This window comes from Streptomyces sp. TRM68416, from assembly GCF_014596915.1.
GTDB lineage: Bacteria > Actinomycetota > Actinomycetes > Streptomycetales > Streptomycetaceae > Streptomyces.
On sequence record NZ_JACVWU010000022.1, the window covers coordinates 60,948 to 75,457 of the forward strand.

The 14,510-nt window shown below is 71.2% G+C and carries 14 protein-coding genes; 9 read left to right on the top strand and 5 right to left on the bottom strand.

The genetic code is table 11. The annotated features are described in order from the left end of the window. Positions 1-2 precede the first annotated feature (2 nt). Complete coding sequence (locus ICC28_RS30265) at positions 3-413, bottom strand: hypothetical protein (protein ID WP_188291943.1); 411 nt, start codon at positions 411-413, stop codon at positions 3-5. 442 nt (positions 414-855) lie between these two features. On the opposite strand from ICC28_RS30265, the gene ICC28_RS30270 reads away from it, so the two are divergent. Continuing rightward, positions 856-1,239, top strand: a complete 384-nt coding sequence (locus ICC28_RS30270) for a nuclear transport factor 2 family protein (protein WP_188291944.1) — start codon at positions 856-858, stop codon at positions 1,237-1,239. Positions 1,240-1,313: 74 nt separating this feature from the next. Next, entirely contained in the window at positions 1,314-1,601 is a 288-nt protein-coding gene (locus tag ICC28_RS30275) for a DUF1905 domain-containing protein (RefSeq protein WP_188291945.1), read from the top strand. A gap of 92 nt (positions 1,602-1,693) precedes the next feature. Here the strand turns inward: ICC28_RS30275 and mgrA are convergent, their stop codons facing one another. Next, positions 1,694-2,689, bottom strand: coding sequence for an L-glyceraldehyde 3-phosphate reductase (gene mgrA / locus ICC28_RS30280; RefSeq protein ID WP_188291946.1), 996 nt, complete (start codon positions 2,687-2,689; stop codon positions 1,694-1,696). Between the two features lie 136 nt (positions 2,690-2,825). Between mgrA and ICC28_RS30285 the strand changes: the two genes are divergently transcribed. Together ICC28_RS30285 and ICC28_RS30290 are read left to right on the top strand one after the other, a co-directional pair. Continuing rightward, positions 2,826-3,713: a LysR family transcriptional regulator gene (locus ICC28_RS30285; protein ID WP_188291947.1), complete on the top strand. Its 888-nt coding sequence runs from the start codon at positions 2,826-2,828 to the stop codon at positions 3,711-3,713. A gap of 27 nt (positions 3,714-3,740) precedes the next feature. Beyond that, on the top strand, positions 3,741-4,250 hold the full coding sequence (locus tag ICC28_RS30290) for a mycothiol transferase (RefSeq protein ID WP_188291948.1): 510 nt from the start codon (positions 3,741-3,743) through the stop codon (positions 4,248-4,250). Here the strand turns inward: ICC28_RS30290 and ICC28_RS30295 are convergent. Both ICC28_RS30295 and ICC28_RS30300 read right to left on the bottom strand, forming a co-directional pair. Next, the gene (locus ICC28_RS30295) at positions 4,238-5,302 is read right to left on the bottom strand and encodes an adenosine deaminase (RefSeq protein ID WP_188291949.1); all 1,065 of its coding nucleotides are present in this window, start codon (positions 5,300-5,302) and stop codon (positions 4,238-4,240) included. The genes ICC28_RS30290 and ICC28_RS30295 overlap by 13 nt on opposite strands. A gap of 44 nt (positions 5,303-5,346) precedes the next feature. Continuing rightward, positions 5,347-5,739: a VOC family protein gene (locus tag ICC28_RS30300; RefSeq protein ID WP_188291950.1), complete on the bottom strand. Its 393-nt coding sequence runs from the start codon at positions 5,737-5,739 to the stop codon at positions 5,347-5,349. Between the two features lie 169 nt (positions 5,740-5,908). On the opposite strand from ICC28_RS30300, the gene ICC28_RS30305 reads away from it, so the two are divergent. Both ICC28_RS30305 and ICC28_RS30310 read left to right on the top strand, forming a co-directional pair. Continuing rightward, positions 5,909-6,367, top strand: a complete 459-nt coding sequence (locus tag ICC28_RS30305) for a pyridoxamine 5'-phosphate oxidase family protein (RefSeq protein WP_188291951.1) — start codon at positions 5,909-5,911, stop codon at positions 6,365-6,367. Between the two features lie 373 nt (positions 6,368-6,740). Further along, positions 6,741-7,502 carry a metallophosphoesterase family protein gene (locus tag ICC28_RS30310; protein WP_188291952.1) on the top strand — a complete coding sequence of 254 codons (762 nt, stop codon included), beginning with the start codon at positions 6,741-6,743 and terminating at the stop codon, positions 7,500-7,502. Between the two features lie 91 nt (positions 7,503-7,593). Here ICC28_RS30310 and ICC28_RS30315 read toward each other — a convergent pair whose 3' ends face one another. Then, positions 7,594-10,527, bottom strand: a complete 2,934-nt coding sequence (locus ICC28_RS30315; protein WP_188291953.1) for a BTAD domain-containing putative transcriptional regulator — start codon at positions 10,525-10,527, stop codon at positions 7,594-7,596. Positions 10,528-10,688: 161 nt separating this feature from the next. On the opposite strand from ICC28_RS30315, the gene ICC28_RS30320 reads away from it, so the two are divergent. The 3 genes from ICC28_RS30320 (at position 10,689) to sph (ending at position 14,473) form a co-directional block, all read left to right on the top strand. Next, positions 10,689-11,858, top strand: coding sequence for a tryptophan dimethylallyltransferase family protein (locus ICC28_RS30320; RefSeq protein WP_188291954.1), 1,170 nt, complete (start codon positions 10,689-10,691; stop codon positions 11,856-11,858). A 67-nt stretch (positions 11,859-11,925) separates the two neighbouring features. Next, positions 11,926-13,293, top strand: coding sequence for a tryptophanase (locus ICC28_RS30325; protein WP_188291955.1), 1,368 nt, complete (start codon positions 11,926-11,928; stop codon positions 13,291-13,293). 193 nt (positions 13,294-13,486) lie between these two features. Next, positions 13,487-14,473, top strand: coding sequence for a sphingomyelin phosphodiesterase (gene sph / locus ICC28_RS30330; RefSeq protein ID WP_188291956.1), 987 nt, complete (start codon positions 13,487-13,489; stop codon positions 14,471-14,473). The last annotated feature ends 37 nt before the right edge of the window (positions 14,474-14,510 follow it).

The window sequence follows — 14,510 nt, forward strand, 5'->3', positions numbered from 1 at the left end:
GCTCAGCCGACGGGCACGACCAGGGCGGGGATCGTCCGCTGCATGCGCAGGGCGTCCACCGATTCGGCGAGGAGTTCGTACTCGGTGGTGTCGTCGCCGGTGGCGATCCGAATCAGCCGTCCGGCGGCCAACTGTTCGGCGATCAACTCCTGTTGACGGGCGTCGCCGCACCAGGCGCGGAGCACGGCCGGCACGTCGGGCACGATGTCGGCGACCGGGACGAGCGCGCCGGGCGGGAAGTGCTCGGCCTCCGGCAGCGGGTCCAGGCGCTCGGCGATCCAGGAGGCGCGGTCGCGCAGCCACCACAGGGCGAGGGCCAGGGTGGGGGCCCGGTAGGTGCCCAGCGGCACCCCGATGCGTCGGCCGCCGCAGGTTCCGTAAGCGGTGACATGGCACAGGAATTCGTCGTGCACGTCTCACTCCCCCGTGGTGCGCTCGCTTGTCGGCTCCAGGCCTCGCTTTCCGTGCGGCTCACGTCCGTGCATGTGTCTGTGCGTGATGGGCCTTTCGCTCCGCGTGAAGGCCCTCTGCAGTTGAGTATGTTCACTACTGAAACACTGTCACCATGTCTTTCCGGCCAGTCTCCTGGCATATTCACCGCCGCGGTTGGCCGAAATCAGGCGGCCGGACGGTCGTCGTACCTCACGGTGGTCGCCCGGCCTCGCGACGGTCTTCCGGTCTCACGACAGCCGCCCGTCCTCACGACGGTCGCCCGGCCTCACTCGGGACGTCTCCGCCTTACCCGGGACGTAATCGACCCGCGCGGTCCGTGCGGGCAGGGTGGCGGGTGCCGGGTCCGCACCACCGGATCCGGGCCGGACCCACGTACCCGCCCCCGCTGGAGGCTGATCCCCCGTGCCCGAGCACACCCACCTGTACGAGAATGCCGTGGCCCGCTACTTCGAGGCCTGGAACGCCGAAGGGCCGGACCGGCTGGCGAAGGCGGTCGCCGAGGCCTGGGCCCCGGAGGGCAGCTACACCGACCCGCTCGCCGACGTCCGGGGGCAGGAGGGGATCGTGGCCGTGATCAGCGCGGCCCGGGCCCGCTTCCCCGGCTTCGCCTTCCGCCTGGCCGGCCGCGTCGACGGCCACCATGACACCGCCCGCTTCTCCTGGGAGCTGGTCAGCGAGGCCGACGGATCGGCCCCCGTCGCCGGGTTCGACGTGATCACCCTGGACACCGAGGGCCGCATCCGCACCGTCCTCGGCTTCCTGGACCGGGTGCCCGCCGAGGGGTGACCGGGGCGTCCGCGATGAGTTTCCGCACGCGTGGCGGTCTGTTGTCACGAAGACCATCACAAGCGGAGGACGTCATGGCTACGACAGGAAAAGTGGACGCGGGGTTCACCGCCGTCCTGTGCAGGCACCCCGAGAAGGGCAGCTGGACGTATGTCGCCTGGCCCGACTCGGTCGCCTTCTTCGGCACCCGCGGACTGGTCAAGGTCCGCGGCACGATCGACGGCCACCCCTTCCGGAGCTCCTTCATGGCCCTCGGCGACGGCACGCACATGCTGCCGGTGAAGGCGGAAGTGCGACGGGCGATCGGCAAGGAGGAGGGGGACCGGGTGACGGTGCGGCTGGAGGAGCGACTGGGCGCGTAGCCGACGACGACGCGCGCCGGGCCGGCCGCCTTCACCGACGGCAGACCCGGCGCTCCGCGCGCTCCCGGTGGGCGGGAGCGCCCGTCCGTGCCCTACGACTGGATGACCGCGTCGATGCGGGCCAGTTCCTCCGCGTCGAAGTCCAGGTTGCGGACGGCCGTGACGCTGTCCTCGATCTGCTGCGGGCTGCTCGCGCCGACCAGCGCGGAGGTGACCCGGCCGCCGCGCAGCACCCAGGCCAGCGCGAGCTGGGCGAGGGTCTGGCCGCGGGACTTGGCGATGTCGTTCAGTTCGCGCAGCTTGCGGACCAGGTCCTCGGTGAGCGCGTCCGAGTTCAGGAACGGGCTGTCGCTCGCGGCCCGCGAGTCCTCCGGGATGCCGTCGAGGTAGCGGCCGGTCAGCAGGCCCTGCTCCAGCGGGGAGAAGACGATGGAACCGACCTGGAGCTCGTCCAGGGCGTCGAGCAGTCCCTCGTCCTCGGGGCGGCGGTCGAGCATCGAGTAGCGCGGCTGGTGGATGAGGAGCGGGGTGCCCAGCTCGCCCAGGATGCGGGCGGCCTCGCGGGTCTGCTCGGCCGAGTAGTTGGAGATGCCGACGTAGAGCGCCTTGCCCTGCTGCACCGCCGAGTGCAGGGCGCCCATCGTCTCCTCCAGCGGAGTCTCCGGGTCGGGGCGGTGCGAGTAGAAAATGTCGACGTAGTCCAGGCCCATCCGCTTCAGGCTCTGGTCAAGCGACGACAGCAGGTACTTGCGCGAGCCCCACTCGCCGTACGGGCCGGGCCACATCAGGTAGCCCGCCTTGGTCGAGACGATCATCTCGTCGCGGTACGGGGCGAGGTCGGCCTTCAGCGCCTCACCGAAGGCGGACTCGGCGGCGCCGGGCGGCGGGCCGTAGTTGTTGGCGAGGTCGAAGTGGGTGACGCCGAGGTCGAAGGCCCGGCGCAGGATCGCGCGCTGGGTGTCGACCGTGCGGTCCGCCGGGCCGAAGTTGTGCCACAGGCCGAGCGAGATCGCGGGCAGCTTCAGACCACTGCGTCCGGTGCGCCGGTAGGGCAGATCCGCGTAGCGGTCGGGGTGTGCGGTGTACAACGCGACTCCAGAGGGGTTGGCACTCGGGGGTGGGTCCAGCCGTCTCCGACTGAACCCGGTATCCACTCTTTCGCGACCTGCGGGCATTGGTCCAACAGGTAAATCAGATGGGATTGAGCGGTTACGCTGCTCAATCATGGAACTGCGCCACCTCCAGCACTTCGTCGCGGTCGCCGAGGACCAGCATTTCACCCGGGCCGCCGAACGTCTGATGGTCTCCCAGTCGGGTCTGTCGGCGTCGATCCGGGCGCTGGAGCGGGAGTTGCAGACGCCGTTGTTCGTGCGGACGACGCGCAGGGTGACGCTCACGCCGGCCGGGCGGGCGCTGCTGGGCGAGGCGGAGCGGATCCTGGCGCAGGTGCGGGCCGCGCACGAGGCGGTGGCCGCGGTGCAGGGCGTGCTGCGCGGGATGCTGACGCTCGGGTCCGAGCAGTGCATCGCCGGGGTGCATGTGGCGGGGCTGCTGGCCGCGTTCCGGCGGCAGCATCCGGATGTGGAGGTCTGTCTGCGGCAGGCGGGCTCGGGCGCGCTGGCGGAGGAGGTCGCGGCCGGCCGGCTCGACCTGGCGTTCGCCGTACGGACCGCGGACGAGGACACCGACCAGCTACGGGCCGTACCGGTGACCAGCGAGCCGATGACGGTGCTGTGCCATCCGAGCCACCCGCTCGCCACCGCGGCTGCGGCGGTCACTCCGGAGGAGCTGGGCGGCGAGGTGTTCGTGGACTTCCACCCGGACTGGGGGCCGCGCCGCACCACCGACGCCGCGTTCGCCGCCGCGGGCGTGCGGCGCAGCGTCGCGCTGGAGGTGAACGACGTGCACAGCCTGCTGGACCTGGTGGACGAGAACCTCGGCATCGCCGTCGTACCGCGTCACTTCCGGCACAAGCGGCGCTCCCTGACCGCGCTGCCGGTGAAGGGAACCGGCGAGCGGGTCTACGAGACGGTCGCGCTGCTGCCACCCCCGCAGGCCACGAGCCCGGCGGCACGGGCGCTGATGGCCCTGCTCGACATCGAGGGCGCGTGACGGACGGCTTTGCGTGAGGGTGGAGGCATGCATGCCAAGGACATCCTCATTGACGGATACAGCCGCATCCAGGAAGAGGTCCACGCCGCCGTCGAAGGCCTGGACCCCGACGCCCTGCACGCCCGTCCGGCCGCCGACGCCAACTCCGTCGCCTGGCTGATCTGGCATCTCACCCGCGTCCAGGACGACCACGTCGCCGACGCCTTCGGCCTGGACCAGGTGTGGCTGGCCCAGGACTGGAACAAGGCCTTCGGCCTCGACCTGCCGCCCCACGACACCGGCTACGGTCACAGCGCCGCGCAGGTCGCCAAGGTGCGGGTCGACTCGGCCGGCCTGCTGACCGGCTACTACGACGCCGTGCACGCCCAGACCCTCGGGGCGCTGCGTGAACTGGCCGCCAAGGATCTGGAGCGCATCGTGGACGAGCGCTGGGATCCCCCGGTCACTCTGGGCGTACGGCTGGTCAGCGTCCTGTCCGACGATCTCCAGCACGTCGGACAGGCCGCCTATGTGCGCGGGCTGCTTCAGAGCGCGTAACCGGGCAGGACGACGTCCTCGATGAGGGCCTTGCGCTCGTCGAACGGGATGAACGCGCTCTTGAGGGCGTTCACGGTGACCGTGCGCAGGTCCTCGACCGTCCAGCCGGCCTCCTCCACCAGCAGGGACATCTCGCGCGTCATCGTCGTGCCGGACACCAGGCGGTTGTCGGTGTTGAGGGTGACACGGAAGCCGAGGTCCTTCAGCGCGGTGATGGGGTGTTCGGCGATCGAGGTGGCGGCGCCGGTCTGGAGGTTGGAGGTGGGGCACATCTCCAGGGCGATACGGCGGTCGCGCACCCAGCCGGCCAGGCGGCCGAGCTTGCCGTCGACGATGTCGTCGGTGATGCGCACGCCGTGGCCGAGGCGCTGGGCGCCGCAGATCTGAAGTGCCTGGTGGATGCTGGACAGGCCGTCGGCCTCACCGGCGTGGATGGTGAAGGGCACGCTCTCGCGGCGCAGGTGCTCGAAGGCGGCCAGGTGGTCGGCGGCGGGGAACCCGGCCTCGGCACCGGCGATGTCGAAGCCGACGACACCGGCGTCCCGGAAGGCCACGGCGAGGTCGGCGGCCTCGCGCACCCGGTCGAACATGCGCATGCCGCACAGCAGGGTGCCGACCCGGACCGGGGTGCCCGCGGCCGCGGCCTTCGCCATGCCGGCGGCGAGGCCCTCCTGGACGGTCTCGACGACCTCGGCGAGGCTCAGCCCGCCATTGGTGTTCAGCTCGGGGGCGTAGCGCACCTCGCCGTAGACGACACCGTCGGCGGCCAGGTCGAGGACGTACTCCTCGGCGGTGCGCAGCAGGCCCTCGCGGGTCTGCATCACGGCGAGGGTGTGCTCGAAGGTGGCGATGTAGCGGACCAGGTCGCCGGAGTTCGCGGCCTCGAAGTACCAGGCGGCGAGCTCGTCCGGGTCGGTGGTGGGCAGGGCGTGGCCGACCGTCTCGGCGAGCTCCACCACGGTGGCGGGGCGCAGGCCGCCGTCGAGGTGGTCGTGCAGGACGGCCTTGGGGAGGCGACGGATCACTTCGGCGTCTACGCGCGTAGCAGTCATGGTGCAGTCTTTCTGAGCGGGGTACTTCGGGGAGCGGAAGGAGGTCAGTCGGCGGGCTGGAGCAGGTCCCAGCGGTTGCCGTACAGGTCCTGGAAGACGACGACCGAGCCGTACCGCTCGTGGCGCGGCTCCTCCAGGAAGGTCACGCCAGCGGCGAGCATGCGGGCGTGGTCGCGGCCGAAGTCGTCGGTGTGCAGGAAGAACCCGACCCGTCCGCCGGTCTGGTCGCCGACCCGTGCGTGCTGCGCGTCGCCCTTGGCGCGGGCCAGCAGCAGCGCGGTGCCCTGGTCCGCGCTTCCGGGCTCCACGACGACCCAGCGGGAGCCGTCGGGGCGAGGCGTGTCCTCGACGAGCCGGAATCCGAGGGCCTCGGTGTAGAAGCGGATCGCCTCGTCGTAGTCGTCGACGACGAGGGTGACCAGGGCGATGCGTCTCATCGGAGCCTTTCGGGACGTGCGATTGACGGGAGAGGTTATACGTAAAACTTATGGAACGCCAGTCCGTACGTCACATGCGCTCTCAGCCCCTCGACCTAGGCCGGGTCCGGGCCGGACCTAGACCCGCCGCCCGAGGCGCGCGGCCCCCTTGATCGGTAGCGTCCGGGGCATGACGATCACCGGCATACCCCGCACCCCCGAACAGCGCAGGCGTGACGTGCTGGAGCGGCTGGAGCGGGAGATGGACATCTGGGTGGCCTCGGCGGACGCCGAGGGGGTGCCGTGCCTGGTCGCGCTCTGGTTCGTCTGGGACGGCGAGGCCCTGTGGCTGGCGACACGGCCGACCAATCCCACGGGCCGCAATCTGCGCACCGGCGCGCGCACGCGGCTGGCGTTCGGGGACACCCGCGATGTCGTGCTCATCGACGGTGACGTGGAGACGTTCACCGCGCACGAGGTGCCCGTGGCTGCAGCGGAGGCGTTCCTCGCGAAGACCGGGTGGGATCCGCGCGAGGAGGCGCCTTCGTACGCGTACTTCCGGGTGCGGCCCCGGGCGGTGCAGGCCTGGCACGAGGTGCGGGAGCTGCCCCGGCGGCATCTCATGCGGGACGGGGTGTGGGTGGTCTGAGCCCGCGGTCGGGGGCGTGGGGCATTGCGGCAGCGCCTCGGCTGGTGCCGCAGGTAGGGGTGCTCATGCGGGGGTTGCCGGTGCCGGCCGATGCACCCCGGCCCTCAGCGCGACGCACGGCGGAAGCTCGGCGTCTCCCCGTCGGGAACGGCCGCACCTCGGCCATCCGCCGGCTCGCCCTCCGAGCCCCGGCGCCCGTCATCGCCCAGGCAGTCGGCTCCCGCGACGGGAGCACCGCCCGAATCGCCACCGGCGCCGGAGCCTCCTGGAAGGGCCGCGCGCCCGGTGACCTCACACGCCGACCGGTCCCCTCGTCCTACGCGCCGGGCGAAAGGTCACCCCACTCGGCGGTCTACGCCCCACAGTGGTGGCCATGCTGAACCGAGTAGCCGTTCTGTCCGACATCCACGGAGTCCTGCCGGCCGTGGAGGCAGTACTCGCCGAACCCGACGTCAGCGCTGCCGATCGCATCGTGCTGACCGGAGACATCACCGCCGGCCCACAACCGGTCGAGGTTCTCGACCTCCTGACCGGCCTCGGCGACCGCGTCGTCTGGATCAGTGGCAACGCCGACCGGGAACTGCTCGAATACCGCCGGGGGCAGCGCGACACAATCCCTGATCCGATCGCCCCGTGGGCAGCCGAACAGCTCCGCGAGGACCATCTCGACCTTCTCGGCTCGCTTCCCCGATCCCTTTCCCTGTCCGTGGACGGGCTGGGAAAGGTGCTGTTCTGCCACGCCACCCCGCGCGACGACGAGGAGGTCGTCCTGGTCGACTCCCGCCTCGACCGCTGGGAGGAAGTCTTCGGCGGACTCGACGCCGGCATCCGCACCGTGGTCTGCGGCCACACCCACATGCCCTTCGTCCGCCTCGCCCACGGCCGACTCGTGATCAATCCCGGCAGCGTCGGCATGCCCTACGGGCGAACCGGAGCACACTGGGCCCTCCTGGGCCCGGGCGTCGAACTCCGCACCACGCACTTCGACCTCCGAGCGGCAGCCACCCGGCTCAGCCGGGACTCGTCCTACCCCGACATCGCCGCATGGGCCGACTACTTCCTGCACGCTCGCGCGACCGACGCCGACGCCCTCACCGCCTTCGCCCCACGGGACGGACGCGACCACGGCCCGTGACCCTCGCCCCATCCACGACACGGGCAGCCGAGCCGTCCTCGTTGCAGGCAGGCCCTGGCGCGACGGCCCGTCTCCTCTCTCGCGGTGCCTGTTACAGCGCGTCGGTGCCCCGGAGGGCCGCGTGATCCGGTGTGTCCAGGGCGAGCCGCACACCGTCCCGGGTGGATGCGCCCTGGGACCATGCCGCCTCGTACTCCCGGGTGCCCAGGGCCTGGCGCACCCGGTGTTCGGTGGTGACGTGGGCTTCATGGAACGGGCGCAGTCCGATGAGAGCGACTCCGGTGTCCTGTCGCAGGCGGTGGGCAGCGCCCAGAAGCCGCGCCGCCTGTGCGTGGTGGCCGGTGGCCGCCATGGCCCAGGCCAGCGTCTCGGCGCCCCAGACCGGGCCCCAGCTGTCGCCGAGGCCCCATTGGCGGCCCAGCGCCTCGCGCAGGTGGGCCGGGGACCGCTCGGCCGTGCCGTGTCGGAGTTCGAACAGTCCGGTGCACCACTGGGCCCAGGTACGGGCCCACTCGGCACCGCTCTCCGCGGCCTCCACGACGTACGCGTCGAGGGCCGCGCGGGCCGAGGCGCGGTCGCCGAGGAACGCCTCGGCCATGGCCCAAAGCATCGTGGCCATATGTGCGTCACCCCGCTGGCCCGCCGCGCGGAACCGGTCCCGTGCCTCGGCCAGAAGAGCGCAGGAGCGCGGGTCGCCCCGGACGAGCATGGCGTGAGCGCCTTCGATGAAGGTCACCGGCGGAGCCGCCGCACCGTCGGGGAGTTCGCTCGCCAGGGTCCGGCATTCGGCCAGAAACGCCTCGGCGGAGGGGTTGTCCCCCTGGCACAGTGCGATCCACGCCTTCATCGCCAGCCCTCCCGCGACCAGGGGCGGCGGTGCGTCGGTGGGCAGCGCGAGGAGGCGTTCCAGCCAGTGCCGTCCCTCGCCCAACGTACTGTTGAAGAACCAGCACCGGGTGCGGGCGAGGTTGACGGCGATCTCGAGGCCGGCGTCCACGCGGTCCTGGCGCGTGGTGCAGAAGTCCAGCGCGGTACGGAAGTTGGGAAGTTCGGTCCGTAGCCGGATCAGCCAGTCGGCTTCCCCCGGTCCGCACCACTCGTCGCCGGCGCGCACGGCCATCATCCGGTAGCACTCGCTGTGCCGGAGGCGGAGCTTTGTCGCGCCGCCCTGTTCGCGGAGCCGTTGCTGACCGTACTGGCGAACGGTTTCGAGCAGGCTGTACCGGGCCCGGTCGCCCGAACTGTTCACCGCCACGATCGACTTGTTCACCAGCCCGGCCAGCAGGTTCAGCACGTCCTCACGGGCGATGCCCTCCCCCGCGCACACCGTCTCGGCCGCCTCCAGGTCGAATCCGTCGGAGAACACCGACAGACGGTTCCAGAGCAACTGCTCCTGCTGGGTGCACAGGTCGTAGCTCCAGTCGACCACACCGCGCAGAGTGTGCTGGTAGCGGGCGGAGGGGGGACCGTACGGCGCGGACAGCAAGCGGAACCTGTCGTCGAGGCGTTCCAGGATCTCGTCGGCCGTCATGGTGCTCAGCCGTACCGCCGCCAGTTCGATCGCGAGCGGAATCCCGTCCAGCCGTCGGCACAACTGCGCGATCGCGTCCCGGTTGCGGGTGGTGAGCCGGAACTCGGGGGCAGCGGCGACGGCACGGTCCACGAACAGCCGGACGGCCTCGGAGCGTTCCGCCGTGCCGTCCTGCGCGCACAGCGCGCCGTCGGCCCTCCGGGTCGGCGAGGGGGCGTCGGGGACGGTGAGGGAGGGCACCGTCAGGACGTGTTCGCCGGGAATCCCCAGCCGCTGTCTGCTGGTGGCCAGTACGCGCAGTCCGGGTGCCGCCCGCGCCATCCGCAGGACCAGGGCCGCGACGTCGTCGACCAGATGCTCGCAGTTGTCGAGGACGACCAGGAGCCGCCGGTCGCGCAGATGGTCCACGATGGTGTCCACGGCGGGCCGAGCGGAATGGTCACGCCGCCCGAGGGCTTCGGCGACGGCCCGGCCGAGGAGTTCGGGATCGGTCAGGGGCGCGAGGTCCGCGAGTCTGACGCCGTCCGCGAACGCCGGTTCCAGCTCCGCCGCCACCCGCAGCGCGAGCCTGGTCTTGCCGACGCCGCCGACTCCGGTGAGGGTGACCACCCGGGCGGGTGTCAGCAGGGCGCGCACCTCGGCCAGTTCTGCTGTCCGGCCGATGAACGTGGTCATTTCGCTCGGCAGGTTCCCCGCGCCACGCGGGCGCGCGGCCGCCGCCCTGTCGGGTGTTTCACCCAGGTCCGGTGCGGCGGCCAGCAGCCGCTGGTGCAGTCTCCTGAGCTCCGCCCCTGGGGCGACTCCCAGTTCGTCGGCCAGCAGTCGGGCGACCTCGCGGTAGCACCCCAGTGCTTCTCCCTGCCGCTCGCAGCGGGCGAGCGCCAGCATCCGCTGGGCCCAGAAACGTTCGCGCAGCGGGTGGGCCCCGATGAGTGCGCGCAGTTCCGGCAGCACGTCGGCGGACCGGCCCAGCGCGAGGTCGGCGTCGATCCTCAGCTCCAGTGCGGCCAGACGCCGTTCGTTCAGGGCGGGCACGAAGTCGTCGAGGAGGTCCGCTGGGAGATCGGAGAGCGGTTCGCCGCGCCACAGCGCCAGTGCCTCGCACAGCGCTTGTGCCGCGCTCGCCGCCCGTCCGTCCTTCAGAGCGGTGCGGCCCTGGAGGGTGAGGGCGGTGAAGCGGTGCAGGTCCAGGGTGTCCGGGTCGACTTTGATCACGTAGCCGCGGGGGTGGGTGACCACGGGCGTGCCGTCCGCGGGGCAGTCGAGGACACGGCGCAGGCGCAGTACGTAGTTCTGGAGCGTGTTGCGGGCCTCCTTCGGGGGGCGGTCGCCCCACAGGCGGCTCATCAGCCGGTCCACGGTGACCACTTGGTCGGCCTCGGCCAGCAACGCGGCGAGCAGCAGCCGGAGTTTGGCCGCGCCGATGACCACTGGGTGCCCGTCACGCCGGACTTCCAGCGGCCCCAGGATCCTGAATTCGTACCGTGCGCTCACTGCTCCCTCGGTGATCCATTCCCAGGTTCCGCGAGCATACGACACCGTATGACCGGAGCGCGACTGCACGTAATCACGGCGCGACCGGGAGGTGACCGGGGCGACGGCGGCGACTGGAACGGTGGGGACCGTCTTGACGTCAGGTGTCCCTGGAGCCCGCAATGACCTCGACCGGTCCCTCGCAGCTGAACTCCTCGTCCCCGGCCGCGGCCGGCCCCTCCGGGTCGGCGGTCACCTTGGGCGAGCACTTGAGTCGCCAGTTGTCGGGGGTGTGCGGCGCGGTGGGTGTCAGCCCACCCGACGGCGGTTCCACGCGATCGCTGCTCGATCTTCTGGGCGCCTCGGCCCGGCGTCCACTGGCCGCCGGCCCGCCGTCGCCGTCCTTCGTCTCCGACGACCACTCTCCGGCCGAGTTCTCCGTGTCGTTCCCCACCGGAGAGGCTCCGACCGTGCGGGTCGTGGTCGAGCCCGGGTGCGCCGCGCGTTCCTTCGCCGAGAGCGCACGCGTGGGCCGACGGGCTCTGGAAGCGCTGGCCGAGCGCTGGAGTTTCTCGACCGAGCCGCTGACCCGGGTGGACGACCTGTTCTTCCCGGCCGCCGCCCAGGGTCCGTTCGCCCTGTGGTGCGCGATGGACCTGCGCAGGGACCGGGCGCCCGGCGTCAAGGTGTACGTCAATCCGGCATGCCACGGCCGCGGGCCGGCCGCACAGGTCACCGAGGAGGCGTTGACCCGGTTCGGATTCGGCCGGGCGTGGCCAGCGCTGCTGGAACACGGCGCGTCCCGCGGGCCCGACGGCGACGAGTTCGTGTTCTTCGCCATCGACATGGGGGCCTGGCAGACACGGCGGGTGAAGGTCTACATCGCCCACCGCGACTTCACCGTGACCGGCGCACAGGCCGTCTCCCGCCTGCTGCCAGGGGGCTGCGCACAGCAGTTGGGGGAGTTCTGCCGCACGGTCGGCGACACCGAGTTCTTCGACCGCCGGCCACTTGTCTCCTGCCTGTCCTTCACGGAGTGGGACCAGGAGCGGCCCAGCGGTTACACCTTGCACGTGCCGGTGCGTGACTACGTCAGGGACGACCGGGTGGCCCGGAACCGCGCTGCAACCGTCCTGCGGCGCCACGGCATGGACACCGTCGCCCTGGATCGCGCGCTGGCCGCCATGACGGACCGCGGCCCGAGCGAGGGGGTGGGTCTGATCTCGTACGTCTCGCTGGTCCAGAGCACCCGGCAGCCGCCCCGGCTGACGGTCTACCTCTCACCCGAGGGCTACGAGGTCCGGCCGCCGCGGGAGCCGACGCGCCCGCTCGCCGATGCCGACCGGCCGTGACCGACCCGCCGTCGCACAGACGGACATGCCCGCGACCCGCCCCGCGCCCAGCAGAAGGACAGTCCTCATGGAGCCGTACCGGATCAAGGCCGTCGAGCCCCTGCCGATGACCACGCGAGCAGAGCGGGAAACGGCCCTGCGGCGCGTGCACTACAACCTCTTCGCCCTGCGCGCCGACGAGGTCACGATCGACTTGCTCACCGACTCGGGGACGGGCGCTCTCTCGGCGGCGCAGTGGGCCGCGGGCATGGCCGGTGACGAGTCCTATGCCGGTTCACGGTCGTTCTACCGCTTCCAGGAGGTGGTACGCGAGCTGACCTCCTACCCCCACATCCTCCCGGTCCACCAGGGGCGGGCGGCCGAACGCATCCTCTTCGCCGCGCTGCTCGGCCCCGGGAGCATCACGCTCAGCAACACGCACTTCGACACCACCCGCGCGAACGTGGAACTGAGTGGCGGTCAGGCCGTGGACCTGCCCTGCCGCGAGGCGCAGGACCTCGACAGCGACGAGCCGTTCAAGGGCAACATCGACCTGCAGCGGCTCAAGGAGGCGTTGTCCGGGCCGGACGCTTCCCGTGTCGCCGTGGTGATCATGACGCTGACGAACAACGGTGGAGGCGGCCAGCCCGTCTCCATGGACAACCTCGCCCGCACCGCCGCGCTGTGCCGGGAACACGCGGTCCCCCTCTTCCTGGACGCCGCACGCTTCGCGGAGAACGCCTGGCTGGTCACCCAGCATGAGCCCGCTTACCTGGGCGCCGACCCGCGCGAGGTGGCCGAAGCGGCGTTCCGTCTGGCCGACGGCTGTCTGATGAGCGCCAAGAAGGACGGAATCGTGCACATCGGCGGGTTCCTGGGCCTGCGCGACCCCGCGCTCGCCGAACGGTGCCGGCTGCTGCTCGTCGCCACCGAGGGGTTTCCCACGTACGGCGGGCTGGCCGGCCGGGACCTGGACATGATCGCCCACGGCCTGACCGAGGTGACTGATCCCCACTATCTCCGGGCCCGGGCCGAGGCGGCCCGCCACCTCGCCCGTCTGTCCCGCGACGCAGGCATCAGCATCCTCGAACCGCCCGGCCTGCACGCGATCTATCTCAACGCAGGCCGTCTCCTGCCGCATATCGCGCCGCACCGCTTTCCCGGCCACGCGCTCGCCTGCCAGCTGTACTTGGAGGGCGGTATCCGCTCCGTCGAACTGGGCTCCCTCTACCTCGGCGAGGAGGACGAGGACGGAAACCCGGTCACCACGGCCCCCTTCGAACTCCTGCGACTGGCCCTCCCCCGCAGGACGTACACGCTCAGCCATCTGAACCACGTGGGCGAGATCCTGGTGAGGACCGCGAAGAACAAGGACAGGATCCCCGGCTATCGCCTGGTCCGGCAGAGCCCGGTCCTCCGCCACTTCCACTCCGAACTCCAACCGCTGCCCCTGTGACGGCGGGGCGGGGGGCAAGTCCGGGGTCGTTCGTGTCAGACGCGTGACCCGTTGCCGGGAAGCGACGCCCCGACCGGTGCGCGCCCGGCGTTCGACCCTCCGACACTTTTTCACCGCACAGGAGTTACCTGGGAGTAATCGGGGCTGCTTTGATGTGCGACGCCACTCCAACCCTCACCCACAGGGAGATCCAGTGACGCTTCCCGCACTGCGCCGCACCCGGGGCGCAGCCGTGCTCGCGCTCGCCGTCGCCGCCACCGGCCTGGCGAGCGCGACGCCCGCCGCGGCGGCAGCCGACGAGGCACCGGCGCTGAAGGTGTTGTCGTACAACGTCTTCCTCTTCAGCAAGAGCCTCTACCCGAACTGGGGCCAGGACCACCGGGCCGCGGAGATCGTGAAGACGCCGTTCTTCCAGGGCAACGACGTCGTGGTGCTGCAGGAGATGTTCGACAACTCCTCGTCGGACAGGCTGAAGTCGTCCGTCGCGGGCGCCTACCCGTACCAGACGCCCGTGGTGGGGCGGAGCAAGAACGGGTGGGACGCGACGGGCGGTTCCTACTCGGCGACGACACCGGAGGACGGCGGGGTCGCGATTCTCAGCAAGTGGCCGATCCTGCGCAAGGAGCAGTACGTCTTCAAGGACGCTTGCGGGGCGGACTGGTGGTCCAACAAGGGCTTCGCCTATGTGGTGTTGAACGTGAACGGCACCAAGGTGCACGTGCTCGGCACGCACGCCCAGTCCACGGACCCCGGGTGCGGTGCGGGCGAGGCCGCCGCGATGCGCAGCCGGCAGTTCAGGGCGATCGACGCGTTCCTGGACGCCAAGAACATCCCGGCGGGCGAACAGGTCCTGGTGGCGGGGGACTTCAACGTCGACTCGCACACCTCGGAGTACGGCACGATGCTCGCCGACGCGGGCCTGGTCGGCGCCGACGCGCGCACCGGGCACCCGTACTCCTTCGACACCCGGGACAACTCCATCGCCAGGGAGCGCTATCCCGACGACCCGCGCGAGGACCTGGACTACGTTCTGCACCGCGCGGGTCACGCCCGTCCGGCCGTGTGGAAGAACGACGTCGTCAAGGAGCAGAGCGCGCCCTGGACGGTGTCGAGCTGGGGCACCGACTACACGTACACGAATCTGTCCGACCACTACCCGGTGACCGGTTCAGCGGGCTGATCAACCCGGCCTTGCCGCGCGTGGCTCGTTCTCCCGC

Coding starts and splice junctions, on each gene's coding strand:
- ICC28_RS30310 (WP_188291952.1), top strand. CDS start 6,741: ATGCTGAACCGAGTAGCCGTTCTGTCCGACATCCACGGAGTCCTGCCG.
- ICC28_RS30300 (WP_188291950.1), bottom strand. CDS start 5,739: ATGAGACGCATCGCCCTGGTCACCCTCGTCGTCGACGACTACGACGAG.
- ICC28_RS30275 (WP_188291945.1), top strand. CDS start 1,314: ATGGCTACGACAGGAAAAGTGGACGCGGGGTTCACCGCCGTCCTGTGC.
- ICC28_RS30320 (WP_188291954.1), top strand. CDS start 10,689: ATGACCTCGACCGGTCCCTCGCAGCTGAACTCCTCGTCCCCGGCCGCG.
- ICC28_RS30305 (WP_188291951.1), top strand. CDS start 5,909: ATGACGATCACCGGCATACCCCGCACCCCCGAACAGCGCAGGCGTGAC.
- ICC28_RS30295 (WP_188291949.1), bottom strand. CDS start 5,302: ATGACTGCTACGCGCGTAGACGCCGAAGTGATCCGTCGCCTCCCCAAG.
- ICC28_RS30285 (WP_188291947.1), top strand. CDS start 2,826: ATGGAACTGCGCCACCTCCAGCACTTCGTCGCGGTCGCCGAGGACCAG.
- ICC28_RS30325 (WP_188291955.1), top strand. CDS start 11,926: ATGGAGCCGTACCGGATCAAGGCCGTCGAGCCCCTGCCGATGACCACG.
- ICC28_RS30290 (WP_188291948.1), top strand. CDS start 3,741: ATGCATGCCAAGGACATCCTCATTGACGGATACAGCCGCATCCAGGAA.